General features: G+C 69.9%; 29 protein-coding genes. 13 read left to right on the top strand and 16 right to left on the bottom strand.

Going from position 1 to position 26,423, the window contains the following annotated elements; translation table 11 throughout:
* The first annotated feature begins 122 nt into the window (after nt 1-122).
* Nucleotides 123-1,223 (top strand): zinc-dependent metalloprotease, encoded by a 1,101-nt coding sequence (locus ACZ5KW_RS06330; protein WP_343778784.1) that lies wholly within the window; start codon nt 123-125, stop codon nt 1,221-1,223.
* 28 nt (nt 1,224-1,251) lie between these two features.
* Here ACZ5KW_RS06330 and ACZ5KW_RS06325 read toward each other — a convergent pair whose 3' ends face one another.
* On the bottom strand, nt 1,252-1,680 hold the full coding sequence (locus tag ACZ5KW_RS06325; RefSeq protein ID WP_343778785.1) for an SHOCT domain-containing protein: 429 nt from the start codon (nt 1,678-1,680) through the stop codon (nt 1,252-1,254).
* Between the two features lie 126 nt (nt 1,681-1,806).
* On the opposite strand from ACZ5KW_RS06325, the gene ACZ5KW_RS06320 reads away from it, so the two are divergent.
* Entirely contained in the window at nt 1,807-2,478 is a 672-nt protein-coding gene (locus tag ACZ5KW_RS06320) for a non-canonical purine NTP pyrophosphatase (RefSeq protein ID WP_343778786.1), read from the top strand.
* Between the two features lie 30 nt (nt 2,479-2,508).
* Here the strand turns inward: ACZ5KW_RS06320 and ACZ5KW_RS06315 are convergent, their stop codons facing one another.
* Entirely contained in the window at nt 2,509-3,849 is a 1,341-nt protein-coding gene (locus ACZ5KW_RS06315) for an aminotransferase class III-fold pyridoxal phosphate-dependent enzyme (protein WP_343778787.1), read from the bottom strand.
* Between the two features lie 113 nt (nt 3,850-3,962).
* Nucleotides 3,963-4,181 carry a hypothetical protein gene (locus ACZ5KW_RS06310; RefSeq protein ID WP_343778788.1) on the bottom strand — a complete coding sequence of 73 codons (219 nt, stop codon included), beginning with the start codon at nt 4,179-4,181 and terminating at the stop codon, nt 3,963-3,965.
* A 245-nt stretch (nt 4,182-4,426) separates the two neighbouring features.
* On the opposite strand from ACZ5KW_RS06310, the gene deoC reads away from it, so the two are divergent.
* Complete coding sequence (gene deoC / locus ACZ5KW_RS06305) at nt 4,427-5,074, top strand: deoxyribose-phosphate aldolase (RefSeq protein WP_343778789.1); 648 nt, start codon at nt 4,427-4,429, stop codon at nt 5,072-5,074.
* Here deoC and ACZ5KW_RS06300 read toward each other — a convergent pair.
* Nucleotides 5,071-7,452: a methyl-accepting chemotaxis protein gene (locus ACZ5KW_RS06300; RefSeq protein WP_343778790.1), complete on the bottom strand. Its 2,382-nt coding sequence runs from the start codon at nt 7,450-7,452 to the stop codon at nt 5,071-5,073. The two genes, deoC and ACZ5KW_RS06300, sit on opposite strands and share 4 nt — an antisense overlap.
* The gene (locus ACZ5KW_RS06295) at nt 7,449-8,597 is read right to left on the bottom strand and encodes a BMP family lipoprotein (RefSeq protein WP_343778792.1); all 1,149 of its coding nucleotides are present in this window, start codon (nt 8,595-8,597) and stop codon (nt 7,449-7,451) included. Before ACZ5KW_RS06295 ends, ACZ5KW_RS06300 begins: the two co-directional genes overlap by 4 nt.
* A gap of 160 nt (nt 8,598-8,757) precedes the next feature.
* Between ACZ5KW_RS06295 and ACZ5KW_RS06290 the strand changes: the two genes are divergently transcribed.
* Both ACZ5KW_RS06290 and ACZ5KW_RS06285 read left to right on the top strand, forming a co-directional pair.
* Nucleotides 8,758-8,982 (top strand): hypothetical protein, encoded by a 225-nt coding sequence (locus tag ACZ5KW_RS06290; RefSeq protein WP_343778794.1) that lies wholly within the window; start codon nt 8,758-8,760, stop codon nt 8,980-8,982.
* Nucleotides 8,983-9,071: 89 nt separating this feature from the next.
* Nucleotides 9,072-9,251 (top strand): hypothetical protein, encoded by a 180-nt coding sequence (locus ACZ5KW_RS06285; RefSeq protein ID WP_343778795.1) that lies wholly within the window; start codon nt 9,072-9,074, stop codon nt 9,249-9,251.
* A gap of 22 nt (nt 9,252-9,273) precedes the next feature.
* On the opposite strand, the gene ACZ5KW_RS06280 is transcribed toward ACZ5KW_RS06285, so the two are convergent.
* The 4 genes from ACZ5KW_RS06280 to ACZ5KW_RS06265 all read right to left on the bottom strand — a co-directional run bounded on the left by ACZ5KW_RS06280 (nt 9,274) and on the right by ACZ5KW_RS06265 (nt 12,366).
* On the bottom strand, nt 9,274-10,083 hold the full coding sequence (locus tag ACZ5KW_RS06280; RefSeq protein ID WP_343778796.1) for an ABC transporter ATP-binding protein: 810 nt from the start codon (nt 10,081-10,083) through the stop codon (nt 9,274-9,276).
* Nucleotides 10,071-10,874 carry an ABC transporter permease gene (locus ACZ5KW_RS06275; protein ID WP_343778797.1) on the bottom strand — a complete coding sequence of 268 codons (804 nt, stop codon included), beginning with the start codon at nt 10,872-10,874 and terminating at the stop codon, nt 10,071-10,073. The genes ACZ5KW_RS06280 and ACZ5KW_RS06275 overlap by 13 nt, the downstream gene beginning before the upstream one ends.
* Nucleotides 10,874-11,902, bottom strand: coding sequence for an ABC transporter substrate-binding protein (locus ACZ5KW_RS06270; RefSeq protein ID WP_343778799.1), 1,029 nt, complete (start codon nt 11,900-11,902; stop codon nt 10,874-10,876). The genes ACZ5KW_RS06275 and ACZ5KW_RS06270 overlap by 1 nt, the downstream gene beginning before the upstream one ends.
* Before the next feature lie 242 nt (nt 11,903-12,144).
* Nucleotides 12,145-12,366 carry a hypothetical protein gene (locus tag ACZ5KW_RS06265; RefSeq protein WP_343778801.1) on the bottom strand — a complete coding sequence of 74 codons (222 nt, stop codon included), beginning with the start codon at nt 12,364-12,366 and terminating at the stop codon, nt 12,145-12,147.
* Between the two features lie 94 nt (nt 12,367-12,460).
* On the opposite strand from ACZ5KW_RS06265, the gene ACZ5KW_RS06260 reads away from it, so the two are divergent.
* Both ACZ5KW_RS06260 and ACZ5KW_RS06255 read left to right on the top strand, forming a co-directional pair.
* On the top strand, nt 12,461-13,099 hold the full coding sequence (locus tag ACZ5KW_RS06260) for an IS6 family transposase (protein ID WP_371153062.1): 639 nt from the start codon (nt 12,461-12,463) through the stop codon (nt 13,097-13,099).
* A 145-nt stretch (nt 13,100-13,244) separates the two neighbouring features.
* A complete protein-coding gene (locus ACZ5KW_RS06255; protein WP_343778808.1) occupies nt 13,245-14,048 on the top strand; it encodes an SDR family NAD(P)-dependent oxidoreductase in 804 nt (267 codons plus the stop codon).
* Nucleotides 14,049-14,112: 64 nt separating this feature from the next.
* Here the strand turns inward: ACZ5KW_RS06255 and ACZ5KW_RS06250 are convergent, their stop codons facing one another.
* The 3 genes from ACZ5KW_RS06250 to ACZ5KW_RS06240 form a co-directional block, all read right to left on the bottom strand.
* Nucleotides 14,113-14,700: a PadR family transcriptional regulator gene (locus ACZ5KW_RS06250; protein WP_343778810.1), complete on the bottom strand. Its 588-nt coding sequence runs from the start codon at nt 14,698-14,700 to the stop codon at nt 14,113-14,115.
* An 80-nt stretch (nt 14,701-14,780) separates the two neighbouring features.
* The gene (locus ACZ5KW_RS06245) at nt 14,781-15,623 is read right to left on the bottom strand and encodes an ABC transporter permease (RefSeq protein WP_343778811.1); all 843 of its coding nucleotides are present in this window, start codon (nt 15,621-15,623) and stop codon (nt 14,781-14,783) included.
* The gene (locus ACZ5KW_RS06240) at nt 15,620-16,711 is read right to left on the bottom strand and encodes an ABC transporter ATP-binding protein (RefSeq protein ID WP_343778813.1); all 1,092 of its coding nucleotides are present in this window, start codon (nt 16,709-16,711) and stop codon (nt 15,620-15,622) included. Before ACZ5KW_RS06240 ends, ACZ5KW_RS06245 begins: the two co-directional genes overlap by 4 nt.
* A 146-nt stretch (nt 16,712-16,857) precedes the next feature.
* On the opposite strand from ACZ5KW_RS06240, the gene ACZ5KW_RS06235 reads away from it, so the two are divergent.
* From ACZ5KW_RS06235 to ACZ5KW_RS06225, 3 genes are all read left to right on the top strand, one after another.
* A complete protein-coding gene (locus ACZ5KW_RS06235; RefSeq protein ID WP_343778814.1) occupies nt 16,858-18,447 on the top strand; it encodes a heme-binding protein in 1,590 nt (529 codons plus the stop codon).
* A 70-nt stretch (nt 18,448-18,517) separates the two neighbouring features.
* Nucleotides 18,518-18,982 (top strand): universal stress protein, encoded by a 465-nt coding sequence (locus ACZ5KW_RS06230; RefSeq protein WP_343778815.1) that lies wholly within the window; start codon nt 18,518-18,520, stop codon nt 18,980-18,982.
* A gap of 103 nt (nt 18,983-19,085) precedes the next feature.
* Nucleotides 19,086-20,327, top strand: coding sequence for a DHH family phosphoesterase (locus ACZ5KW_RS06225; protein WP_343778816.1), 1,242 nt, complete (start codon nt 19,086-19,088; stop codon nt 20,325-20,327).
* 146 nt (nt 20,328-20,473) lie between these two features.
* Here the strand turns inward: ACZ5KW_RS06225 and ACZ5KW_RS06220 are convergent, their stop codons facing one another.
* The 4 genes from ACZ5KW_RS06220 to ACZ5KW_RS06205 form a co-directional block, all read right to left on the bottom strand.
* Nucleotides 20,474-21,376, bottom strand: a complete 903-nt coding sequence (locus tag ACZ5KW_RS06220) for a DUF106 domain-containing protein (protein WP_343778817.1) — start codon at nt 21,374-21,376, stop codon at nt 20,474-20,476.
* A gap of 117 nt (nt 21,377-21,493) precedes the next feature.
* On the bottom strand, nt 21,494-22,117 hold the full coding sequence (locus tag ACZ5KW_RS06215; protein WP_343778818.1) for an adenylate kinase: 624 nt from the start codon (nt 22,115-22,117) through the stop codon (nt 21,494-21,496).
* A 95-nt stretch (nt 22,118-22,212) separates the two neighbouring features.
* Nucleotides 22,213-22,779 (bottom strand): GNAT family N-acetyltransferase, encoded by a 567-nt coding sequence (locus ACZ5KW_RS06210; protein WP_343778819.1) that lies wholly within the window; start codon nt 22,777-22,779, stop codon nt 22,213-22,215.
* Nucleotides 22,776-23,144, bottom strand: coding sequence for a universal stress protein (locus tag ACZ5KW_RS06205; protein WP_343778820.1), 369 nt, complete (start codon nt 23,142-23,144; stop codon nt 22,776-22,778). The genes ACZ5KW_RS06210 and ACZ5KW_RS06205 overlap by 4 nt, the downstream gene beginning before the upstream one ends.
* A gap of 93 nt (nt 23,145-23,237) precedes the next feature.
* On the opposite strand from ACZ5KW_RS06205, the gene ACZ5KW_RS06200 reads away from it, so the two are divergent.
* The 3 genes from ACZ5KW_RS06200 to ACZ5KW_RS06190 are packed head-to-tail and all read left to right on the top strand — an operon-like array spanning nt 23,238 to nt 26,412.
* Entirely contained in the window at nt 23,238-23,876 is a 639-nt protein-coding gene (locus tag ACZ5KW_RS06200; RefSeq protein ID WP_371153062.1) for an IS6 family transposase, read from the top strand.
* A 56-nt stretch (nt 23,877-23,932) separates the two neighbouring features.
* Entirely contained in the window at nt 23,933-24,751 is an 819-nt protein-coding gene (locus ACZ5KW_RS06195; RefSeq protein WP_343775256.1) for a DUF5806 family protein, read from the top strand.
* Nucleotides 24,748-26,412 carry an ATP-binding protein gene (locus tag ACZ5KW_RS06190; RefSeq protein ID WP_343775259.1) on the top strand — a complete coding sequence of 555 codons (1,665 nt, stop codon included), beginning with the start codon at nt 24,748-24,750 and terminating at the stop codon, nt 26,410-26,412. The genes ACZ5KW_RS06195 and ACZ5KW_RS06190 overlap by 4 nt, the downstream gene beginning before the upstream one ends.
* The last annotated feature ends 11 nt before the right edge of the window (nt 26,413-26,423 follow it).

The following is a 26,423-nucleotide window of genomic DNA, read 5'->3' as shown; positions in this document are numbered from 1 at the left end:
GGGGAATCTCGGGCCGGGCAAGAAGACACCGGTGTCGACCGCGGTCGGAGTCGGCGGGAGAGAGCGGCGCTCGCGGGAGCACCCGACACAAGCGCTTTGAGGCGTCCGGCCGTCCGATCCGTATGGACATCCTCCGAAGCGTCCGCGCCGTCGCCGAGGCCGACGGACCGGGCGTCGTCGACTGGGACCGGGCCGCGGCGGCCGCGAAGGCGGGGACCGACCCCGGATCGCTCGCGCTCACCGACGCGGAACGCGCCGGCTACGCCGCGGACGTCCGGGACGCCCGGGCTCGGCTGGCCGAGGTCGCCGGGATCGAGTTCGACGTGCCCGACAGCATCGAGGTTCAGAACCGCCACCACTGGATCGACGCGAGCGTCGACACGTTCCGCCGCGTGATGGAGCCGATCGAGGCGGCCGCGGTCGGGGACGCCGGCGGCGACCTCGGCGGAGGCTCCGTCGACCCCGTCGACGCCGGCGCCGGAAGCGACTCGCTCGACGTGATGCCGGACCCCGCGTCCGGACCGCTCGGGCCCGCGCCGGGGGCGGCGATCGCACAGGACCTCTCTCGGATCGCCAACACGGGCTCGATGGCGTTCGCGCTCGGCTTCCTCGCGCGCAACGTCCTCGGCCAGTACGACCCGCTCCTCCTGGCGAACGAGCCGGACGCCGACCACGGCCTCTACTTCGTCCACCCGAACATCGTCGCGGTCGCCGCGGCGCTCGACGTGGACTACCCCCGGTTCCGTCGCTGGATCGCGTTCCACGAGGTCACCCACGCGGCCGAGTTCGGCGCGGCGCCGTGGCTGCCCGAGTACCTCGAATCGCGCGTCGAACGCGGCGTCGAGGGGATGGTCGGCGGCGGGGGCGGCGCGGCCGGCGGGCTCGACCCCGACGCCTTCGCGGAGCTTCAGGCCGCGATGACGGCGGTCGAGGGGTACGCCGAGGTGCTGATGGACCGCGCGTTCGACGAGGAGTACGACGACCTCAGGCGAAAGCTCGACGACCGGCGCGGCGGCGGCGGTCCCGTGCGCCGGCTCGCACAGCGCCTCCTCGGGCTCGGGCTCAAGCGGCAGCAGTACGAGCGCGGCGCCGCCTTCTTCCGGCACGTCGCCGACGAGCGCGGCATCGAGGCCGCCGGGGCCGTCTGGGCGGACCCGGAGCACCTGCCGACCGCAGCGGAGATCGACGACCCCGAGGCGTGGATCGTTCGCGTCGATCCCTGAGGCAGGCCTGTCGCCCCGGCGCGGACGGTCACTCCAGGTCGAACTCGCGCTCCCGGTTCCCGGTCGACTCCGCGATCCGCGACCCGTCGGAGCCGACCTCGTCGAAGCGCTCGTCGACGTCCTCGGTCGCCAGCAGGCGGTCGAGCTTCCGTTCGAACTCCGCCTCGTCGATCTCACCGGTCGCGTAGCGGTCGCGCAGCGTCGCGACGGGGCGGTCCGCGCTCGCGCCGACGGCTACCGCCCCGTCGGCCGGTTCGTCGTCGGACGCGACGAGCGGGAACCGATCGCCGAGCAGGCCGACGAGCGGGATCAGGATGAAGAACCCGGTGATGAACGTGGCGGGGATCAGCGGTCCGAGAACGGTCGGAAGGAGGACGGCGAGAAGCGCCGTAAGCCCGAACGTGAGGACCCCGATGAGTGCGATGAGCCGTTTCTTCTCGAACGTTGGGAGGGCCATACGTCACCGATGTTATCTCGTCGACAAAAACGTACTGTTGCGGTCGGTCCGCTCGGCGCGTCACCCGGACGGCGAGGACCGCCCGCGACCGACGGCTATTCGTCGCGCGCGCACCCACGCCGATCCGTGCTCAGGTACGTGACGACGAACCCGGGGAAGGTGCGCGAGGCGGAGCGGTACCTCCCGGACGGATCGGTGGAGCGGCTCGACTTCGACTACACGGAGATACAGGCCGACGAGCTCGGCCCGATCGCGGCGCGGGGCGCCCGCGAGGCGTACCGCCACGCCGACGGCCCGGTCCTCGTCGACGACGCGGGGCTGTTCGTCGAGGGGCTGGACGGCTTCCCGGGCCCGTACTCGTCGTACGTCCACGAGACGCTCGGGGTCGAGCGCGTCCAGGAAATCGCGAGCGAACTCGACGACCGCCGAGCGGCGTTCCGGTGTACGCTCGGCTACTGCGACGGCGAGGGGTTCGCCGCGAGCCCCGACCCCGTCGACCGCGCGGACCGCGACACCGCCGCCGCGGCGGGGCCGGACGCGGGCGAGTCCGACGCCGACGGAGGCGGCGACGAAGACGAGGCGGCCGACGCCGACGCGGACCCGCTCCCGGTCAAGCTGTTCGAGGGGTACGTCCCGGGCCGCATCGTCGCGCCGCGGGGCGACGGCGGATTCGGGTACGACCCGATCTTCGAACACGACGGCGAGACGTTCGCGGAGATGGACACGGACCGCAAGAACGCGGTTTCACACCGCGGCCGGGCGTTAGAGAAGTTCGCAGAGTGGTACGCGGACCGCTGAGGACGGCGACCGCGGATCGCGGCCGACGGCTCAGACCGCGTCGGCGACGGCCGCGGTCAGGAGGTCGGCGCCGAGGTCGATCTCGCGTTCGGTGACGTCGAGCGGCGGGAGGATACGGAGCACCTTGTGGCCGCACGCGAGCGTCAGGAGTCCGCGAGAGAAGGCGTTCTTCACGACGGCGTCCCGACGCTCGTTCGTGTCGAACTCGACGGCGAGCAACAGCCCCTTCCCGCGAACGTCGTCGACCGGGTCGAGGTCGGCGTCGCGAAGCGTCTCTTTGAACTGCCGGCCGCGGACGACGGCGTTCTCCATGAGGTCGGCCTCCTCGATGGCGTCGAGCGTGAGCGCGCCCTGCGCGGAGGCGATCAGGTCGCCGGCGCCCCACGTCGAGGAGAGGCGGCCGGTCTCCTCGGGGAACACGTCGTCGCGCGAGACCGTCGCCCCGACGCGGAGGCCCTTCGCGCTCGCTATCACGTCGGGCTCGTAGGCGTAGTGGTCGGAGCCCCACATCTCGCCGGTCCGGCCGACGCCCGACTGGATCTCGTCGGCGATCAGCGTGACGTCGTGTTCGTCGGTGAGCGCCGCGATCTCGTCCGTGAACGCCTCGGAGGGGAACCGGTAGCCGCCCTCGCCCTGGATCGGTTCCATGATCAGGTAGGCGATGTCGTCCGGGTGGACGTTCCCCCGCTTCGGGTCGAGCTTCTTCCGGAGCCGGGAGACGCCGTCCGCGAAGAAGCCGCACGAGCAGGTCTCGGGCGAGCAGGTCCGGTCGTCGCAGTAGGGCATCTCCATCACGCCGCTGACCTCCGGGAAGTCGCGGCGGTACACCGCCTTCGAGCGGTTGAGCGAGAGCGCGCCCAGCGTCCGTCCGTGGAACGCCCCGTCGAAGGTGATCGCGTACTTGGCGCCGTCCGACTCGTCGTAGGCGATCTTGATGGCGTTCTCGACCGCCTCCGCGCCGGAGTTCGAGAGGAAGACGGTGTTCATGCCGTAGTGCTCCGTGAGGTCCGTCAGGCGGTCCATCAGCCCGGAGGCGCCGGGGACCCCGTCGTCCGGCGTGGGGCCGCCCGCGGCGTAGAAGTCCTGCCCGGCGATCTTCAGCGGGTCGACCAGGTCGAACTCCGCGAGCCGGTCCATTATCAGCGGGTTGTTGTACCCGAGCGGCGCGGCGGCGACGTGGCTGGTGAAGTCCATGAGGACGTTGCCGTCCACGTCGGTACAGAACGGACCTTCTGCGGGGGCGGTGCGGTCCCAGACGAACTCGTAGACGTAGGTGCTCGGCGCGGCCGACTCGTGGTGGTACTCGACCCACTCGCGGGCGCGTTCGCCCGGGAGGTCGTCGACCGCAGGCGTAGCGGTGTCGCGATCCATGGGTTCCGGTGGCACGCGGGTAAAATAAGTTCAGGGCGATCGCGGAGAGATTGGATATTTCTCCAACTTCGGGTCGGCGCGTGCGATTTCGTTGCCGGACGGCGTCGGGCCCGTCACGCGCCGACGTACACGAGGCACACCCCGAACAGGACGAACCCGTATCCGACGTACTTGGTGTACCGCCGTTGTTTTCGCGCGGCTCGGTCCGGGTCTCGCTGCCACTCGCTCGGCCCGACGAAGTTACGGACCGTTTCGTTCCCCGGGAAGGCGACGTTGAGCGCGCCCCAGGCCAGGAACGCCACCCCGACCGTGAGGAGCGCGAGGTTCGTCATCGGTGGGCTCGCTTGTCGGCGGGCCAGGTTAATTCCTGTGTCGGTCGAACTCCTTCCCCCGGAACCGGAGGCCGGTGGTTCCGGCGTAGTCGTCGGATTCCACGGCCGAGCGATCGCCTCCTGGCCCGAGCGAGCGCCTCCTGGCCCGAGCGAGCGCCTCCTGGCCCGAGCGAGTGCTCTCGCGTCCCCGTCCGGGCGCGGTTCGACCCAGCACGACTTTCACGCTCGGCCGCCACCGGAGAGGCATGAACCGCGAGGAGCTCGCCGCCAGCATCGACCACACCGTCCTCGGCCCCGAGACGACCTGGGCCGACACGCGGGCCGTTCTCGACGAGGCCGCATCTCACGGGATGAACGCCTGTATCCCGCCCTGCTACGTCGAAGAGGCCGCGAGCTACGAGAGCGCGCCGGAGACGATCGCCACCGTGGTCGGGTTCCCGCACGGTCAGCACGCGCCCGAGGCCAAACGCGACGAGGCGGTCGGGGCGTGGGAGGCCGGCGCGGACGAGATAGACGTCGTGATCAACGTCGGCCGGCTGAAGGCGGGCGCCGACGGGGCCGTCGCCGACGAGCTCTCGGACGTGGTCGCGGCCGTTCCGGTCCCGGTGAAGGTGATCATCGAGACCGCCCTCCTCGACGACGCCGAGAAGCGCCGCGCCTGCGAGGCCGCGGTCGCCGCCGACGCGGACATGGTGAAGACCTCGACCGGCTTCGCAGACGGCGGCGCGACGCTCCCGGACGTCGAACTGATGAGCGAGTACCTCCCGGTGAAGGCGTCCGGCGGCGTCGGCTCCTACGAGGAAGCGGTCGACATGCTCGACGCGGGCGCGGTCCGGATCGGCGCCTCCTCCGGCGTCGCCATCGTCGAGGGACACCCCGAAAGCGGGGACTAGCGGTCGTCCGGCGACGCGTTTCGACCGTCGCCGTCGGCGGCGAGACCGTCGCCCGTCGACGAGTCGTCGGCGTCGCCGGCGTCCGGCCGGCTCGGGTCGTCGCCGGGGTCGGCGTCCTCGATCTCGTCCGGGTCCACGTCGACCTCGAAGGCGGAGACGGACGCAGAGAGCGCCTCGGCCTGTCCCCGGAGTCGGTCGGCGTTCTCCGCGATGGTGGTGACGGTCGCCGTCTGCTCCTCGGCGGCCGCGGACACCTGTTCGGACCCGGAGGCGACCTCGCCGCTCACCTCGGCGACGTCCTCGACCCCCTCGACCGCGCGCTGGGTCGACCGGGCCTGGTCCTCGGCCGCCTCGCTGATCTCCTGAACGCCGTGGTTCGTCTCCTCGACGGCGTCGACGACGGCTTCGAGCGACGACGACGCCTTCCGGACGGTGTCGGAGCCCTCGTCGATCCGCGCGTTCGTCTCGCGGATGTCGTCGACGGTCTCGTCGGCCTCCTCGCGGACGGCCTCGATCTGCGATTCGATCTCGGCGGCGGCCTCCTGCGTCTCCTCGGCGAGCTCTTTGACCTCGTCGGCGACGACCGCGAAGCCCTCGCCCGCCTCGCCGGCGCGAGCGGCCTCGATGGAGGCGTTCAGCGCGAGGATGTTCGTCTGCTCGGCCACGTCGGTGATGAACTCGACGACCTCGTCGATCTCGTCCATCCGCTCGTCGAGCGACTCCATCTGCTCGACCGCGGCCGCGGAGCGCTCCTCGATCGCGTCCATCTCGTCGAGCGCCTCGGTCGCGGCCTCGCGGCCGCCGACGCCGCGCTCCGAGGCGGCCTCGGCCGTCTCGGCGACGGACGCGGCCGACGACGCGACCTCCTCGATGCTGGCGGAGAGGTCGCTCATCTCGCTGCTCACCTCGTCGAGCCGCTCGTCTTGGCTGATCGCTCCGTCCGCGATCTCCTGGATCTGCTCGCTGACGGTCCCGCTCGCGGTCTCGACCTCGTCGGCGCCGGCCGCGAGGTCCGCGCTCGCCGAGTCGACCTCGCCGGCGAAGGCGGCGACCCGCGCGGTCGTCCGTTCGAGCTGTGCCACCATGCCGTTGAACTCCGAGGCGATCTCGCGCATCGCCTCCCGGTCAGCGTCGGGGTCCATCCGCTGGGTGAGGTCGCCGTCCGCGACCGCGCCCATCACCTCGCTGTAGTCGGCCGCGCGGGCCTCCATGTCGCGGGTGACGGCCTCGGCCTCCCGCCGCGCTTCCTCGGCCTCGTTGGCGGCGGTCTCGGCCTCGGCGATCCGCTCGCGGAGCGCGTCGCGCATCGCGCCGAAGCTCGTGAACAGGCGGCCGATCTCGTCGATCCGACCGGTCGAGAGGTCGACGTCGAGCTCTCCCGACTCGATCCGCTCCGCGCGGTCGCGGAGCCGGGCGAGCGGCACGACGGTCCGGCTCCCCAACACGACGCCGACGGCGCCCAGCGACGCGAGGGTGAGCAAGATGAGGAGTAACACGGAGTCGCCGACGTCGTTCCGGACCGCGAACGCCGTCGACTGGTCGACGCTCGTCACCGCCACCCAGTCGGTGTCGGGGACGGACGCGTACGCGAACACCCGGTCGTCGCCGATCCGACTCGCCGTCGTCGCGTTGCCCTGCCGGATCGCCGCGACTTCGTCGGCGTGTCGCTCCTCGTCGACGGTCCGGTCGATGTCGAGGACGGTCTGTCCCGCGGCGTTGAGGATCGTCGTCTCCTCGCCGGTGTCAGTGTTCTGGATCCGTTCGAGCTGCGGCTGGATCCGGGTCACGACGACGAGGTACCGGCCGTCCGCCCGCGGCACGGAGCTGGCGAACGCCATCACGGGACGGTCGTTGAGCACGGGCGACCGATAGGACCGCTCCGACCGCCAGACGCGGTCGTCCTCGCCGACCCCTTCCGGCACGTCGGCGTCGCTCCACGGGGCGTCCAACTCGCTCGGGGCGCGCCCCTCGAGCGGCCGTTCCGTACTGGCCACCACTCGGTCCTGGCTGGCGTCGACGAGGTGGATGCTGACGATGTCGTCCGAGAGGAGCTGGTCTTTCAACAGCACGTACGCCGGCGCCCGCCGGTCGGAGCGCAGGGCGTCGGCCGCCGACATCGACCGCGTTTCCGTGCTCATTCGCTCGGTCCACGAGCCGATGGCGTCGGCCTGGAGGCCGCTGGTCTCGGCCAGTTGGGCCGTCGCGTCCGACTCGACGGTCTGTTCGGTCTGGAGGTACGTGAACGCGCCGCCGGCGACGACGACCGCGGCGACGACGAGGAACGCGAGCGCGAACTTGGCGGCGTACCGGCGACGGACCGCGTCCGGGAGGAGTCCGCCGACGGCCCGCGCCAGTCGGTCGGTCGGCCCGTCAGTCATCGGTCGGACTCCTCCAGTTCGGACGGAACGGTCAGGTCGCCGCCGGTGATCCGCTCGCCGGACTCCGCGACGGCCGCGCGCACGTCGTCGGGGATGACCGGACCGAGCGACGTGCCGTAGACGAGTGCGACGCCGTCCTCGGCGAGCCCGAGCGCCGTCGTCGATCCGGTCTCGAGGGAGTCGTTGATCGTCCGCTCGGTGGCGTCGTAGACGGCGGTCCCGACGCGTTTCACCATCGAGGCTAAGATTACGTCGGCGTAGCGCGGGTTGCTCCGCGACTGGTCCGAGTCGACGCCGATCGCGTACCGGCCGTACTCCTGTGCGGCTTGGAACACGCCGAGTCCGCTGCCGCCCGCCGCGTGATACACCACGTCGGCCCCGCCTTCGTACATCTCCGCGGCGGCGGCGTAGCCGGCCTCGGGGTCGTCGAAGGCGCCGACGTACGTGGAGCGCACCGACGCGTCGGTCGGCGCGTGGTCGACCCCCGCGCGGTACCCGGCCTCGAACCGGCGGATGAGCCCCGAGTCGACGCCGCCGACGAAGCCGACGGCCCGCTCGTCCGGGCGCGTCGAGCCGGCACCCACGGAGAGGTCGCGGCCCGTCACCAGCCCGGCGAGATGGCCCGCTTGGAACGACCCCTCGTGTTCTCGGAACACGTAGTTCGCCACGTTGTCGCGGTCGACGACCGAGTCGACGATGGCGTACTGCTGGTCCGGGTACTCGCCCGCGACCGTCGAGAGCGCGTCCCCCTGGAGGAAGCCGATACAGCAGATCAGATCGTAGTCGGGGGACTCGGAGGCCGACAGCGTCGCCTGCGTGGTCTCGAAGTCCGGCATCGACGCCGGTTCCTCGTTCGAGAACGCCACGTCGTAGTCGAGCCGAGCGCGCTGGATACCCCTGTTCGCGGCGTCGTTGAACGAGCGGTCGTCGAGCCCACCGAGCGCGTATATCATGCCGACCGTCGCGCTGGCGTCGGCCGCGTCCGAGATGCCGTCCGTCTCTTCGGTCGCCGTGTCGTTCGCGTCGATCGACGCCGCCCCGGAGTTATCACCGCCGAGACAGCCTGCCGTTGCGCCCGTGAGCGCACCGCCGAGACCGACGGCGACCCGACGGCGAGAAAGCGCCTGCGTCCGCGTGTTTGTCATCTCATCGGCGTCGGCCTGAGGGAGATAAAAGCGCTCGGAGCAAATTATCAACACCAATACTGAACTCGGAAGTTCGTCGTCACGGGCCCGGGACGCCGCCGTTCCACCGGCGTGAGAATCCGCTCAGGTGGGTTTATGTTCGGAGCCCGTACGACGGGGTATGAGCCACCAATCGGGATCGCCACGCTTCGACCTCGACACGGCGTTCAAAGCGTTCGGCGCGGTCGGAATCGCCATCTCCCTCGCACTCATCGTCGCCGTGTTCGCGCTGACGGACCCGTTCGGCGAGTACGTCACGGCCTCGCCCGCCGTCTTCGGCACCCTGCTTTCCGCCGGGCTCGTCGTCGCAGTCGGCTACACGACGTACGCCCTTCGCCGCCGCTGACGACGCGTCGACCCGAGGAGTGAGGCCACCGACGAGTCACGAGGGCCGGCGCCGAGAGACATAAACCGCTCGCGGCGGGACCGGCGTACATGTCCGACGAGCCGACCGACGCGGCAGTGGAACGATTCCTCGACCGAGCGGCGGCCGCGTTCGACGACTACGACCAGGGGTACGCCGACGCGGACGCGACGCTGGCGATGTTGCGCACGCACATCGACGAACTGTCGGCAGGCGTCGAAGAGACGGACGAGACGGACGGACCCGAGTAGCCGGAACGCGCCGACCGACCGACTACGGGCCGGCGCCGATCAGCTCCCGCACGCGACCGACGTACTCCGCGAAGGTGGGGTCGCCGCGCTCGCGGGGACGTTCGGCGTCGACGTCGACGATCTCGCGGACCCGGCCGGGCTCGGCGGCCATCACGACGATCCGGTCGGCGAGCGTCACCGCCTCGGCGACGTCGTGCGTGACGAAGAGGACGGTCTTTCCGGTCGAAGCCCACACGTCGAGTAGCTCCCGCTGGAGCATCTCTCGCGTCTGGGCGTCGACCGCGCCGAACGGCTCGTCCATCAGGAGCAGGTTCGGGTCGACGGCGAGCGACCGCGCGATGGCGACCCGCTGTTTCATGCCGCCCGACAGCGACTTCGGGTAGGCGTCGCGGAACTCCGTCAGCCCGACGAGATCGAGCATCTCGTCGACTCGGCGCTCTCGCTCCACCGGCGAGCGGTCGCTCCGTTCGAGCCCGAACCCGACGTTCTCCTCGACGGTCAGCCACGGGAACAGGTGGTACTCCTGAAACACCACGCCCATCTCCGTCGTCGGGCCCGTCACCGGCGTCCCGTCGAGTAGCACCCGGCCGTCGGTCGCCTCGATCAGCCCGGCGACGATCCGGAACAGCGTCGTCTTCCCACAGCCCGAGGGGCCGACGAGACAGACGAACTCGCCGTCCGCGACCGAGAAGGACACGTCGTCGAGCGCGCGCACCGAGCCCTCCTCGCCGTCGCCGCCGTACGTCTTCCCGACCCCGTCGAGGGCGACGCTCGCCTCGGCGGGCGCGGGCGCGTCGTCCGCTCCGCCGGCGTCGCCGTTCACGCCCGCCACGCCAACACCCTCCCTTCGACCGCGCGGAACGCGACGTCGACGAGCAGGTACATCAGGCTCAACACGAGGATGTACGCGATCGCCCGGTCGACGCGCAGGTTGTTGCTGGCGCGGATGATCTCGCGACCCACGCCGGGGACGCCGAATATCTCGGAGGCGACGACGAGCATCCAACAGCGACCGAGCCCGGTCCGGATCCCGGTCATGATCCCCGGCATGGACGCCGGCAACACGATCGACCGGACCGCGTCGAGGTCGCCGCGGACGCCGAGCGTCCGCCCCACGTCGAGGAGGTCCTCGGAGACGCCCTCGACCGCGCCGTAGGCCGCGTAGAAGTTGATCCAGAAGGCGCCGACCGCGATGATGAACGCCGCCCCCCAGTCGTTGATCCCGAACCACGCGATGGCGAAGCCGATGAGCGCGAGCGGCGGGACCGGCCGCAGCGTCCGGACGAGCGGGGCGGTCACGTCGTCGAGGAGTCCGCTCCACCCGAAGGCGACGCCCGCGGCCACGCCGAGGCCGGTCCCCGCGAGGGTGCCCGGGATCCAGTGGCGGACGCTCTGGGACAGCGCCGTCGTCATGTCGCCGGAGGCGAACTCGCTCGCGAACGCCCCGGCGACCGCGACCGGCGAGGGGAGGACGAACGGGTCCTGCGTGAGCGAGACGGCGTGCCAGACGAGGAGGAAGCCGGCGATCCCCGCCACCCCGCGAGCCAGCCGTCGCCTGTCGCCGAGGCCGACGCCGGCGAACGCCGCTTCCCCGTCGACGCGCGATCCGGTTTCGGTCGCCATCAGAGCGAGTCGTACACCGCCAGGTCGAATATCTGGTCGGTCGACAGCTGTTCGTCGATCTGACCGTTACCGGCCGCGAACTCGGAGAACACCTGCGTCGCGTCCGTGATCTGGCTGGGGTCAGTGATGAAGTTCGACAGCGGGGAGTCGAGCGCCTTCCGCGCGCGGTCGACCGGCATCCCGATCCCCTCCTCGACGTGGCCCGCGGTCGCGTCCGGGTTCTCGTCGATGAACTCGGTCGCGCGGACGTGCTGTTCGAGGAACTGCGACGCTATCGGCGAGTCGCGGACCGCGTCGCTCATCAGCGTGACCGCGGCCGGCTGGCCGGGGAGCACGTCGGCGGCGGTCCGGAGCATCGTCACGGACGAGTTCTCCGCCTGCGCGATGGTCGGAACCGGCTCCATGATCGAGGTGCCGTCGATCTCGCCGTTGGCGATCGCCTGCCAGACGGAGCTCGCGCCGTTGATCTCGATGATCTCGACGCTGTCGTTCGCGGCGGGGTCGACGCCGACGTCGCGCAGCCAGTAGCGGAGCAACACGTCCGGGACGCTCCCCTGCGGGAACGTACCGAAGGTGAACGGCTCGCCCCGCTCGTCCGCCCACGCCGCGAACGCGTCGCCGCCCTGCTGTTCGAACGTCTCGTGGAACGACTCCTCGGCCATGATCCCCATCGGCTCGCGGATGTTCGCGGCGGTCACCTGCGCCGAGATACCGCGGTCGATCGCGATCATCGCGGGGACGATCCCGAACATCGCGACGTCGATGTCGCCGCCGCCGAGCGCCTGAACGATCGCCGGCCCGTTGCCGAACTCCTGGCCGGTTATCTCGGCGTCGATCTCGGAGAAATAGCCCTCGCCCTCCATCACGTACCACTGGAGGTCGGGGTAGATCGGCATGTGCGCGACCGTCACTTCGTCGATTTCACCGCCGCTGCCGCCGCCAATACAGCCCGCGAGTCCGACCGTCGCCGTACCGCCCGCAGCCGCGAGGAACGACCGCCGCGACGCTGTCCGCGTAGGTTCGTACATAGCGTGAACACGGACGCGACGGGCAACACCCCCTCGTCACCAGCAACCGAAGCGGCTTCCGATGACGGCGGAAAGAGACTATATTGCCGCGAAAGCACGTAAAACGCCCCATTTCGGCCCTTACTCAGTTCGGTGCTGTCACCGAACGACGCAAATATTGCTGTTAGGTCCTTCCGAGCGAGACCCTGCGGAGCGGTCGGTCGTCCGCGCCGGGTCACGGCTGCGCGGTCGCTCCCCTCGGGTTACGGCTGTTCGGTCGCGTCCTCGTCGAACAGCCCCAAGTCCTCGGCGACGAGGTCGGCGAGGCGGTCTTTGATCGCCGGATCGACCTCCGCGACCGACTCACCGTCGTGTTTCGTCTCGTTGTGTTTCTCGAGCGCGTCCGCGAGGTCGTCGAGGGGCACCCGGGTCTCCGTCTCGCACTCGGCGCACACAATCGGGACGGACGGCTCGTCGGTAGACATTACCCCGACGATCGCCCGTGGCGGATATATGCCTTCGGGCGTTCGATGCCGTCGCGTTAAGTTAGAGGATGAGGCGCTCGACTTCAGAGTGTCTATGGCCGAAACCGAGCGCCTCAGCGAACGTATCGCGTGGATAGACTTGTCGTTTGTGGAGCGAGATCGAACGCCGCGATGGGCGATTGAAGTAGGGATCCGCTGTCACTTGGCCGGTATGTCACTGCGAGAGGTAAGTAAGCATCTTGAACTGTTTGGGATCAAGCGGAGTCACGTCGCGATCCATAACTGGGTTCATAAGGCCGAACTACAGCCGATCTCGACCGTCTCCGAGGATCAACTCGCGGTTGACGAAAAGATGATCCGCCTCCACGGCCAGCAGTTCTGGCTGTACGGCGCGGTTGATCCGCAGACGAACGCGATCCTTCACGTGAGTCTCTATCCGACCGCAAATAAACAGACGACGCGATGGTTTCTCACCGAGCTCCACCGGCGCTATCAGCTCGATAGCGTGGAATTTCTCGTCGATGACGCAGACTATCTCGGATCAGTTCTCGCTGAAGACGGCTATCGATTTCAAGTCATTCAACATGGAAATCGGAATGTCATCGAACGTGTCTTTTGGGAAATAGAACGCCGAACATCATCGTTTGCGAATAGTTTCAGCAATGTCGCGTTAGAGACAGCTCAAAACTGGCTCGAAGCCTTCGCCGTCTACCACAATTCACGCCAAACTTAACGCGACCTTCGATGCGGGCGCGCCGTGACGACCGAACGCGTTCGGTCGGGAGCGCGGCCCCATCGTTCGTGGGCGCCCCGAACCGCCACCGTCCGGCGACGCCCCGAACCGCCACCGTCTACTAGCTTCGCGGGGAATCTCCGGTATGCGCGTTCTCGTGACGGGGGCGGCGGGCGGGATCGGCGGGGGCGTCGCGCGCTCGCTCGCGGCCGCCGGCCACGACGTTCTCGGCGTCGACCGGGACGCGGACGGGCTCGCCGCCCTACCGGAAGCGGTCGAGACCGCCGCGATCGACCTCCGTGACGAGGCCGCCGTCCGAGCGCTGCTGGCCGACCGGCCCCTCGACGCGGTCGTCTCCTGCGTCGGCGGCTACGAGATCGCGGCGGTCGAGGACACCTCGGCCGACGCGTTCCGGCGGCAGCTGGAGACGAACCTGACCGCGGTCCACGTGACGGTCGCCGCGGCGCTCCCGACGCTGCGCGAGCGCGGCGGCCGGGTGGTCGTCGTCGGCTCGATGGTCGGGTCGGTGGCGCTGCCGTACCACGGCGCGTACAGCGCGGCGAAGGCCGGACTGGACGGGTACGTCGACGCGCTCCGCAGGGAGGTCGGCCCCCGCGGAGTCGACGTGGCGCTGATCGAGCCCGGCCCCGTCCAGACCGGCTTCAACGAGCGGGCCGCCGCGGCCGCCCGCCCGGACGAGTCGGACGGCCCCTACGCGGACGCATACCGCGCGTTCGAGGGCTACTCGCCGGCGGCCACCGACCTAGAGACGGTCGTCGAGCGGGTGGTGACGGCGACGACCGCGGAGCGGCCGCGAACGCGCTACCGGGTGAGCCGCCGGGCGCGGTGGCTGCCGCGGCTCGCGCGGCTGCTCCCGGACCGACTGTACGACCGGCTCGTCCGCGCCGGACTCCCCGGCGGACTCCTGTGGCGGCTGCTCCATCGGTGAGAAACGGGGCCGGCCTCGCGACCGCTCGTCGCGGGGGCTCGGCCTGAGGGCTCCGCGTCCGTGGTCAGTCGTCCGCCGCGCCGGAGGACGGCTCCTCGGACTCCTCGGCGTCGTCCGCGACCTCCGTCTCGGGCGGGTCGGGGTCGGTCCCGTCCGCCGCGTGGAACTCCTCGGGCGAGGCGTCGATCCGCTCGAACTCGCCGAAGTCGCGCTCGTGGTGGCGGATGATCTGTTCGACCACCCACGCGCTGTACCGCTCCGAGTACGCCCAGTCGGCGTCGGCGTCGACGACCTCGAACCGGTCGTCGGTGGCGATCGCGGCGTACAGGTGATAGAAGCCGAGGACGACGTCGCCGAAGTCCCGCGCCTCGCCGCCGATCTCGGCGCGCTTCTCGGCCAGTTCCTCGCGGCCCGCGTCGGTGAGCGCGAAGTACTTCCGGTCGGGCTCCTCGGCGCGCTCGACGCGCTCGGCGACGCCCTCTTCCTCGAACTTGTAGAGGATCGGGTAGACGGAGCCGTAGGATGGCTCCCAGTGCCCGCCGCTTATCTCGGTTATCTCGCCGAGCAGCTCGTACCCGTACCGGGGGCGCTCGTCCAGCAGCTCCAACACGAGGTACGAGATCAGTCCTTTCGGCGGGCCGCTTTTCCGCATCGTCTCCACCTTTCGGGGTCGCAGTGAAAGCGTTTCGGTCACGGCGACCGGGCGGTGCGGTCGCCGGCGGTCGCAGCCGGTCAGCTCAGGTCCGCGCGTCGGAATCCGAGGTACCCCACGAGGAGCGGCACCGCTGCCCACGCGACCATGACGGCGAGGAACGTGACCGGAGAGAGGTACGCCGGCGACGGGCCGCCGACCGCCGTCCCCGCGCCGCCGTCGCCCAGCAGCGCCCGCTGGACGAGCGCGTTGTAGGCTCCGGTGGGGCTGAGACCCCGCACGAGCAGGAACCAAGCGGGGACGCCGGCATCGGGGAGCCGACCGGTGACCAGCAGGTGGACGCCGTTCGGAGCCAGGTCCCAGAGGAGCGTCAGGCCGAGATACGCCGTGATCGCGAGCGTCATCGCCCGGGCGCGGGTCTCCGAGAGGGCCGAGATCCCGACCGCGATGCCGAGGAACGAGACCGCGAGCAGCACCGTCAGCGCCGTCGTCACGAGGAACGCGACGAGCGGGAGTCGGCCGTAGAGAACCGCCGTGATCGCTCCCGAGATCGCGAACCCGGACGCGATCCCGGCGGCGACCGCGGCGCCCCGCCCGAGGAACTTCCCGACGAGCACCTCGCCCCGCGACGGCGGGAGCCCGAGCAGCACTTTCAGGCTGCCGGACTCCCGCTCGCCGGCGATCGAGAGGTACGCCGCGATCAGCGCCATGATCGGCACGAGGAGCCCGGCGAACTGCGACGCGCCGCCGATGGCCGCCTCCGGCCCCCCGCTCACGCCCGCCGCTGGGACGAGCAGCGGGAGCGCCGCCGACAGCGACGTCATCACGGCGATGACCGCGACGATCCCCCAGACCACCCGCGACCGGAGCGCGTCGCCGAACTCCTTGCGCGCGATCGTCAGCCGGATCCCGCTCGGCGTCATCGCTGCTCCTCCGCGGCCTCGGCGTCCGCTTCTTCGGCGTCCGCTTCGTCGGCACGCGACGCGCCAGCGCCGGAGCTCTCGGCGCTCCGCGCGTTCCGACCCGTCGACGATCCCCCGGTATAGGCGCTGAACAGGTCCTCCAACGAGGACTCCTCGATCGCCACGTCGAGGACCGCGGCCCCGTCGTCCCGGACACGGTCGATGACGTCGACCTTCGCCGCGGCGTCGCCGACCCGGACCCGGACCGTTCGGCCGTCGACCGCGACGTCCTCGACGCCGGCGAGCTCGCCGAGCGTCAGCCGGTCGGGGACGGCGTCGACCGTGAGCGTCACCGTCGATCCGGTGTCGAGCGCCTCGCGGAGCCCCGCGATGGTGTCGACGGCGACGAGCCGGCCGCGGTCGAGGATCGCCACGCGGTCGCAGACGGCCTCGACCTGACTGAGGATGTGACTGGAGAAGAACACCGTCTTCCCCCGGTCGGCGTGACCGCGAGCGATCTCCCGAACGAGGCGGACGCCGTTCGGGTCGAGTCCAGACGACGGCTCGTCGAGGATCAGCACGTCGGGGTCGCCGACGAGGGCGATCGCGAGCGCCAGCCGCTGGGTCATCCCCTTGGAGTAGCCGTCGACGGGGCGGTCGGCGGCCGCGACCTCGAGGCCGACGCGGTCGAGCAGGTCGTCGACGTCGTCGTCCGCGCCCTTCAACGCGATCGCGTACTCCAGGTTCTTGCGCCCGGTGAGCCGCTCGTAGAGCCCGTACCCGTCCGGGAGGATGCCGACCCGCTCGTGGACCGCGCGCGTCTCCTCCTGCGCGTCGCGGCCGAGGACGCTCGCGCTCCCGGCGGACGGGCGGACGTAGTCCATGATCACGTCGATCGTCGTGGACTTCCCGGCGCCGTTCGGACCGAGGAAGCCGAATATCTCGCCGGCGTACACGGTCAGATCGAGGTCGTCGACCGCGAGCACGTCGTCGCCGTAGCGTTTCGTCAGTCCGGTCGTCCGAACCGCAACCGGTCGGTCGTCCGTCGGTCCGGTCGCGTCGTCGGCCGGCGCCGAGGTGTCGCGGTTGGGAGGGCCTTCGGCGGGCATACCGCCCGTGACGGGAGGCCCGTACAAAACTCTGTGCGAGCGGAACGTCCGGACCGCACGCCCGGCGCGCAGGGACCGGACGCGGCGGGTTTCCGCTCGTCGGGACGACCCGCAAGCCCCTAAGTCGCGGGGCCCCAACTCGGCGTATGGTCGAGGCTCCACAGACCGCCGAAGGGTGGTTCTCGCTACACGACTTCCGCTCGATAGACTGGGACGCGTGGCGCGAGGCGCCGGAACGCGAGCGACGGCGAGCGATCGAGGAGGGCGAGGCCTTCCTGAAACACCGCGAACTGGTCGCCGACGCCGACGCGGGCGAGTCCGCGCTGTTCTCGGTGCTCGGTCACAAGGCCGACCTCCTCTTTTTGCACTTCCGGCCGTCGCTCGACGACCTCTCCGGCATCGAGCGCCGCTTCGAGGACACCGCGCTCGCGAAGTTCACCGAACGCGAGACCTCCTACGTCTCCGTCACCGAGGTGTCGGGATACGTCTCGGACGACTACTTCGAGGAGGGCGCGGACGCCGTCGACGAGGGGCTGCGTCGGTACATCGAGGGGAAGCTGAAACCCGAGATTCCCGACGACGAGTACGTCAGCTTCTACCCGATGAGCAAGCGCCGCGGCGAGGAACACAACTGGTACGACCTCGACTTCGAGGAGCGCGCCGACCTGATGGCGGGCCACGGCGAGGTCGGCAAGGAGTACGCCGGGAAGATCAAGCAGGTGATCGCCTCCTCCGTCGGCTTCGACGACCACGAGTGGGGGGTCACGCTGTTCGGCGCGGACCCGACCGACATCAAGGACATCGTCTACGAGATGCGGTTCGATCCCGCCTCCTCCCGGTACGGCGAGTTCGGCGACTTCTACGTCGGGCGCCGGTTCCCCCCGAGCGACCTCGACGCGTTCCTCGGCGGCGAGACGGTCCCGACCGGCCGCGTCCCCGAGACCGACAGCGCCGGTCACCCCCGCGGCGAGGGCGGCCACCACGGCGAGGGCGGCCATCACGGCGACGACGGACACGGCCACGGCGAGGGCGAGGGACACGCGGGCGCGGGCGGCGGCCCCGCACACGGCGACCACCCCCACGGCGAAGAGGCCGGCGGCGAGGGCGACCACCCCCACGGCGAGGACGACGGCGACGACGCGGGCGGCCGCGACGAGGACATCCGCGGCGAGCTGGCCGACCTCGACATCTACGCCGGGAAGCCCCACGGCGAGGACGTGTACGCCACGGTGCTGTACAGCGAGGCCGACGTCGACGAGCTATTCGACGAGGTGCAGGGGCTCCGCGCGAACTTCGACCACTACGGCACTCACGTCAAGACCGCGGTGTACGAGGGGCGCCACACCGACCGCGCCGCCGTCGTCTCCATCTGGGACACCGCCTCGGCGGCCGAGACGGCCGGGGGCTTCCTCTCTGAGCTGCCGGACATCGTCGCGCGCGCCGGCGAGGAGTCCGGGTTCGGCACGATGGGGATGTTCTATACCGTCAAGCCGGACTACCAGACCGAGTTCGTCGACACGTTCGACGATGTCGGCGACCTGCTCGCTGAGATGGACGGCCACGTCGAGACGGACCTGATGGTGAACACCGAAGACGAGAACGACATGTTCATCGCGAGCCAGTGGAACGCCAAGGAGGACGCGATGGGCTTCTTCCGGTCCGACGAGTTCTCCGAGACCGTCCAGTGGGGCCGCGACGTGCTCGCCGACCGGCCGCGACACGTGTTCCTGGCGTAGGTCGGGGCGCCGCCCCGCGGTCTCCTCCCGACCGCCGGGTTTTAGGTGTCGTTGCGGCGAACGGGTGGCCATGTTCGACACCATCGTGGTCGCGACCGACGGCTCCGACAGCGTTCAGCGGGCCGTCTCGGCCGCGGTCGACGTCGCGGCGCGGTTCGAGGCCGAGGTCCACGCGGTGTACGTCGTCGACGCCGGCGAGGTCGAGTCGTCGCCGGACACGGTCCGCGACGACCTCCGCGACGCCTTGGACGACGAGGGGCAGGACGCGCTCGACCGCGTGAGCGACGCGGCACGCGAGCGCGACGCGGCCCTCGACGTCACCGTCGAGGTCCGCGAGGGGCGGCCGGCCTCGGAGATAGACGCCTACGCCCGGTCGGTCGACGCCGACTTGGTCGCCATGGGCACCCGCGGCCGCCACGGCGAGAACCGCTTCCTCATCGGCTCGGTCGCCGAGCGCGTCGTCCGGACCTGCCCGGTCCCGGTGTTGACCGTGCGACAGCTGACCGACGAGGACCCGCGGCGGACGACGGTCTGAGGGGTGCGGTCGACGCCGGCGCGAGCGACCCGGCACCCGCACGCCGCTCGCCGACACCGCGCGGGAACGGCGGAGTTTTCCGGCTGCCGGACGGGTCGACGGTATGGACGACGACCTCATCGACGCGGGGGACGCCCCCCGATCGCGGTACACGAAACTGCCGGGGAAGGGCTTCTTCTACCCCGACTCGTTAGACGACGAGCGCGCGGAGCGCCGGGCCGAGGAGACGGTCGAGGGCAGCGAGGCGGTCGTGATCGCCGACGGCGACGCGGACGGGCTCGCCTGCGCGGCGATGATCCGCGAGGCGTACGACGCCGCGCTCGACGTCGAGCCCTTCGAGGACGCCATCGCGGCGCGGCTCGCCGCGGACGGGGACGACGCGGCCGAGGGGAACGAGGAGGGCGACGACGATGACGGCGCTGACCCGACCGCCGACGCCCACGCGGAGTCGCCGGTCGGACTGCTCTCCGCGGGCCCGTACTCCATCGACACCGCGCTCGAACGCGTCGCCGCCTACGCCGACGACGGGATCGATCTCTTCGTCTGTGACCTCTGTCCCGACGACTACGAGTGGATCGCGGAGCCGCTGGAGGCGCTCGCGGAGTCGACGGCGGCGATCCGGTGGTTCGACCACCACCAGTGGGACGACGAGACCGCCGCCGCGGTCCGCGACGCGGGCGTGGACCTCGTCGTGGGCGACTCCGACGAGGAGTGTACCGCCGACGTGACGCTCCGCTCGCTCGACCACGACTTCGACGACCGCTGGACCGAACTGGCCGCGGTCACGCGCGACCACGACCTCTGGATCAAGGAGGACCCGCGCTCTGAGGACCTCGCGGACTACTCCTACTGGGCCGGCGCAGAGGAGTACGCGGCCGTGATCGGCGCGTACGGCGTCGACCTCCCGGAAGCGGTGCGGTCATTCGTCGACGAGCGCCGCGTCGAGAAGGAGGCGCGCATCGACCTGGCGATCGACCGCGCGGTGACCCACGAGGTCGGCGACTGGCGCGTCGCGGTCACCTACGGCCGCTGCTCGCAGAACGAGGTCGCGGAGGGGCTCCGCGAGGCGGGCGCCGACGCCGCCGTGATCGTCAAGCCCGCCGGCTCCGCGTCGATCCGCGGGTCCGACGACTTCCGGCACGCCCACGAGGTCGCCGGGAAGGTGAACGGCGGCGGCCACCCCCAGGCGGCGGGCTGTAAGCCCGACATCTACGACGACATGCTCGATTACGCCCACCACTGGAGCACCGAGGGAGAGGCGTGTAAACGCGTCATCCTCGCGGCGTTCGAGGCGGTCGCCGCGGAGGTCGACGCCGCGGACGACGGCGACGACCCGGCCGCGTAAGGCGTTTCAGAGCGGTTCTCTCCGTCCGACCGGCCCGAGCGGTTTCTCCGTCCGACTGGCCCGGGCGCTGGCGGCGTCTCTACGACGGTCGGCCCGGTACGGTCAGCGTACAGCGGGACTGACGGCGAGAAAAGGCGCGTCGGCGTCTACGAACTCGACGGCGACATCTCGATGTTGAGGCTCTTCTGGACCAGCTGCGTGAACGCCATCGAGCACAGGAAGTACCAGAGGATCCACATCTGGATCGGGCCCACGATCCCCGTGTCCCACGTGACGCTGCCGGCGAGCGGCACGACGAGTTCCTGGGCGGCGACGGCGGGGTACGCCGCGTCGGACCCGCGGTAGCCGATCACCCAGAACATCCAGAGGAACGCCGGGATGGTGAGGAACATGATCCAGACCATCGGGCGGAACTGCTCTTTGAACATGCCGAGCTGATCGCCCATCGCCTCCATCTGCTCTTCTTGGATCTCGTCGAGCGCCTCGTCGTCGTCGTTCTTCTCGGCCTCCTTGCGGCGCTCCTGAATGTCTTTCATCCGGTCTTGGTACATGCTCATCTTCTCCATGTCCATGAGCCCGGCGCGCAGCAGCGTCGAGTACAGGCCCGTTCCGAGCGCGATGACCATGATCACCACGTAGAAGGGCACCACGTTCAGGAGCGGTCCGAGGACCACGTCGATGCCACCGGCGATCGCGTTCCGGACCGGGGTGACCGCGTAGCCGACGAAGGCGCCGAGCGTCGCCACGCCGGCGAGTTTGTCCCACTTCGACCAGCTGGTCGTCTCGGGCGTCTCGACGTCGCTCCCGTCGGAGTCGTCTTCGAGACCGGCCTCTATCTCGTCTCGATCGGCCAGCGCGAAGCCCTCCTCGCCGTCGACGAGGATCTCCTTCTCGATGAGGCGGCCCCACTGGCCGCTCGTGATCTCGTCGCGAACGTCGACCCAGCGCACCTCGCCGTCGCTGGCGTTATCGAGAACGACTTCGATGGCGTCCCGCATCTCGCCGTCCTCGCGGACGAGCGAGCGGACTCGCCGTTCGACTTTGCTCATTAGCGGTCGATTGGCGGTCGACGGTTAAGAACCTTGTAGGATCGCCGGCCGGGTGCGGTCGGGGGGCGACCGCTCGGTTCGGCGGACCGCTCGGTTCGGCGGCGCCGCGTTTCCGCCTCAGTTCTCGACGACGTCGCCGATGCGGTCGAACACCGCGTCGGGGGTCGCCTCGCCGTCGACCTCGACGAGCACGCCCTCGTCGCGGAAGTGGTCGATGACGGGTTCGGTGTTGTCGTAGAACACTTCGAGGCGCTCGCGGGCGGTCTCCTCGGTGTCGTCCTCGCGCTGGACCAGTTCGCCGCCGCACTCGTCGCAGACGCCCTCTTCTTCGGGCGGCTGGAAGTCGACGTGGAAGTTCGCGCCGCAGTCGTCACAGACGCGGCGGCCGGTGAGTCGGTCGACGAGGACCTCCTCGTCGACGTCGAGGAGGATCACGGCGTCGAGGTCCGTGATCTCCGAGAGGTACTCGGCCTGCTCGATGTTGCGCGGATAGCCGTCGAGGACGAATCCGTCGGCGTCGGCCAGCGCGGCCTCGACGATCTCGTTGACGACCGGGTCGGGCACGAGTTCGCCCGCGTCCATGAACGACTTGGGCGTCCCGTACTCCGTCTCCATCTCCTTGTTGGCGCGGAGCGCGTCGCCGGTCGTGACGTGTTCGATCCCGTACTCGGCGGCGAGTTTCTTGCTCTGTGTGCCCTTGCCGGCGCCGGGCGCCCCGAGGAGTAGAATTCGATGACTCATACCGGAGCGGTCGCCCGCCGCGCGTAAAGTCTTGAAGATTCCGGCGAGCGCTACTCGCCGTCCGCAGCCGGTCCGTCGGCGGCGGCGTTCGCGAACTATTCGCCGTCGTCGTCGCCCGCCGCCTCGTCGTCGGAGCGGAGCCGCAGGCCCATCTCCAGTTCGAAGCTCTCGGCGTCGGAGGTCTCGAAGCCGATCTTCTTGTACAGCGAGACGGCCGCGCGGTTCCAGCGCTCGACCGTGAGCCACACCTTCGCGACGCCGTTCGCCTGCCCGTGTCCGAGCAGGCCGCGGATGAGGCGCGTGCCGATCCCGGCGCGCTGGTACGTCTGATGGACGAAGATCGCTAGCTCGTAGGCGTCGCCGTCGGGGACGAGCGTCGCGTGGCCGGCCGCCTCCTCGCCGCACCACGCGACCACGTTGTAGCAGTCGGCTTCGAGGATCGCGTCCAGCCACTCCCGGATCCGGTCTTCGCCGCCGGGCGGGATACCCTGTGCGCGGTCGGCCGGATCGAAGTCGTCGTACATCCCGACGAGCGCCTCGTGAGCCTCCTCGGACCCCTCGTACGGTCGGATCTCGATCTCGCGGTCCTCGCGGTCGGTGAACGCGGTCGGCGGCGGCGGGAACTCGTCGGCCACCACGTCCGGGTACCTTCGGTCGTTCATCTGACCAGCGTGACCGAGGTCTTGGCGTTCAACAGGACGAACTCCGCGATCGGCCCGATGGTGATCTTCCCCATCGGGCTCGTGTGACCGCCGCCGAGGACGATCTCCTCGAAGTCCTCGGTCTCCGCGATCTCGATCAGCCGGCTGCCGGGGTCGCCCTCGACCCGTCGCACCTCGGCGTCGATCCCAGCCTCCGCGGCCGCGTCCTCGGCGCGCTCGACGACCGCCGCCGGCGACACCGAGGAGTCCTCGTTGTCCACCACGGCGATCGTCACGTCGTCGTTCGCGACCGCCGCGCGCTCCACCGTCCGGTCGAGCGCGCGGAACGAGTCGTCGCTGCCGCCGATCCCGCAGAGCACCTTCATGCCACACCCGTCCACGCGACGGTACAAAAGTTGATCTCCGCGCCGGCCCGTCGCGTTAAGTTAGAGGATGAGGCGCTCGACTTCAGAGTGTCTATGGCCGAAACCGAGCGCCTCAGCGAACGTATCGCGTGGATAGACTTGTCGTTTGTGGAGCGAGATCGAACGCCGCGATGGGCGATTGAAGTAGGGATCCGCTGTCACTTGGCCGGTATGTCACTGCGAGAGGTAAGTAAGCATCTTGAACTGTTTGGGATCAAGCGGAGTCACGTCGCGATCCATAACTGGGTTCATAAGGCCGAACTACAGCCGATCTCGACCGTCTCCGAGGATCAACTCGCGGTTGACGAAAAGATGATCCGCCTCCACGGCCAGCAGTTCTGGCTGTACGGCGCGGTTGATCCGCAGACGAACGCGATCCTTCACGTGAGTCTCTATCCGACCGCAAATAAACAGACGACGCGATGGTTTCTCACCGAGCTCCACCGGCGCTATCAGCTCGATAGCGTGGAATTTCTCGTCGATGACGCAGACTATCTCGGATCAGTTCTCGCTGAAGACGGCTATCGATTTCAAGTCATTCAACATGGAAATCGGAATGTCATCGAACGTGTCTTTTGGGAAATAGAACGCCGAACATCATCGTTTGCGAATAGTTTCAGCAATGTCGCGTTAGAGACAGCTCAAAACTGGCTCGAAGCCTTCGCCGTCTACCACAATTCACGCCAAACTTAACGCGACCCGCCGGCCACCACCGACAACACTTTTGCCCGCCCGGGAGTCGCTGACGTATGAGCGATCACACCGGTCCGTCGACCGACGAGGCCGGCGAAACCGGCGACTCCGCCGCGGACCGGTCGCCTCCGGAGAGCGGCGACGCGGAGGGCGACGAGGGGTCCGGGGGCCGGCCGGAGGGCGAGACGGACGGACCGGGCGAGACGGACGGACCGGGCGAGACGGACGGACCGGGCGAGACGGACGAACAGGACGAACCGAACGAGACGCCGGCTGCCGCGGATCGAGACGCGTCGGCCGACGACACGGAGGCGGGCGAAGCGACCGGCGAGGGCGACGGGGACGTGCCGCGAGACGTCCGCAAGTACGAGCGGTTCACGAAGATGGACGGGGCGCGCTACGAGCGCGTCAACGAGTTCCTCCGCGACCGGACGTACATCACGGCCCGCGAGTGGGCCATCGCTCGACTCTGTGCCGATTTCCGGACGGAGACGGGCGTCGAGATGACGAAGATCGGCGAGAACCTCCCCGAACTGGTCCCGTTCATGACGGACACGTACACGCCGCAGGCGGTCAACCAGGCCCGCTACTCCTTCGAGGAGAAGGTGACGAAGGCGGGCGCGACGTTCCTCTACGGCGCGATGTCCGGCTTCTTCACCGCCGAGGACTTAGACGAGATGATGTACGAGGTGACGGAGGTCGCGAAGTTCCTCCTCGAAGTCGAGGGCGTCGACCTCGCGGTCGCCGACGAGTTGGAGGCCGAAGACAAGATCAGCGAGGTGATGCGCGACGTGCGCGCTTCGTCGGCCGACCTCCGCGGGGAGGAGGTCCGGTGTCCCGAGTGCGGGCACGTTCACAGCCCGGCAGAAGAGTGACCGTGGACCAGTTTCCCAAGGCGCTCGACGCGACGCCGGACCCGACCCTCGTCGTCGACAGCGAGGGCGTCGTGCGGGCCGGAACGCCGAGCGTCGAGTCGGTGTTCGAACTCGATCCGGACGAGCTCACCGGCACCGCGGTCGCAGACGTGTTTCACGACCCGGACGAGTTGGAGTGGGAGGAAGCCGCGTCGGTGACGCCGTTCCAGCCCGACGGCGACGAGAGCGACGTGGCGGTCGAAGACGACTTCGGCAGCGACGAGACGGCGGTCGACGACTCCCGTCACGACGTGGCGGCGCTGATCGACGCCGTGCGCGCCGGCGAGGCGCGGTCGCTGGCCGACGGGTTCGAACTCGCCGTGCGCCGCGGCGACGGCGTGTTGGTGCCGGTTCGAGTCAGCGTGGGGCCCTTCGAGCTCGACGGCGACGCGTACGCGGTCGTCACCGCCATCGACGTCTCGAACGAGTGGACGCGGCAGTTGGCGCTCCAGCGCCGCACTGAGACGCTCGAATCCCTCCACGAGGCGACGCGGGAGCTGCTGAAGACGACCGAGAGAGAGGCGGCGGCCGAGGCGGCGGTGACGTACGTCGACGACGTGCTCGGCCATCCGATCGTCGCGATCTGGCTGTACGACGAGGAGACCGACGCGCTCGAACCGGCCGTCTGGACCGACACCGCCGAGGCGGTCGTCGGCGACCACCCGACCTTCGACGCCGACGACCAGAGCATCACGTGGGACGTGTTCGAGAGCGGGGAGCCGACCTACGTGCCGGACGTCAGCGCCGACCCCGACCACTACAAAGACGACGCGACGATCCGGAGCGAGCTCGTCGTCCCGCTCGGTCGGTACGGAGTGTTGAACGTCGGCTCGACGGAGCCCGACGCCTTCGACGACTCCGATCTGGCCGTGGCGCGCATCTGGGCGGCGACGGTGACGATGGTGTTCGTCCGCATCGAGCGGGAGCGACAGCTCCGGCGGCGCGAGGCGGAGGTGGCCCGCGAGCGCGACCGCTTAGAGGAGTTCGCCAGCCTCGTGAGCCACGACCTGCGGAGCCCGCTCAACGTCGCCGCCGGGAACCTCGAGATCGTCACGGCTCGGCTCGCACAGCAGTCGGTCGACGTCGACGAACTCGACGCCGTCGAGCGCTCGCTCGACCGAATGGACGCGCTCATCGAGGACCTGCTGGCGCTGGCGCGACAGGGCGCCGGCATCGACGAGACCGAGTCGGTCCCGCTGGCCGACCTCGCCGCGGAGTGCTGGGGGACCGTCGACACCGCCGACGCGACGATCGCGGTCGAGACGGACGCCGTGGTCGCCGCGGACCGGAGCCGGCTGCGGCAGGCGCTGGAGAACCTCTTCGTCAACGCGGTCACCCACGCGGGCCCGGACGTCGCCGTCACGGTCGGCGCGCTCCCGGACGGCGACGGCTTCTACGTCGCGGACGACGGCCCCGGGATCGACCCCGCGGACCGCGAGGAGGTGTTCGAGGCGGGCATGACGTCGGACCCGGAGGGGACCGGCTTCGGGCTGAAGATCGTCGCCGAGGTCGCCGAGGCGCACGGCTGGACGATCGAACTCACCGAAAGCGAGAGCGGCGGCGCCCGGTTCGAGTTCCGCGGCGCCGACATCGAGTCGAGCGGTTCCGAACGAGACGAGTAGGCGATCGGCGC

The sequence above is a fragment of the Halorubrum ejinorense genome, from assembly GCF_055389685.1.
This window is presented reverse-complemented; position numbering and strand designations above follow the sequence as displayed.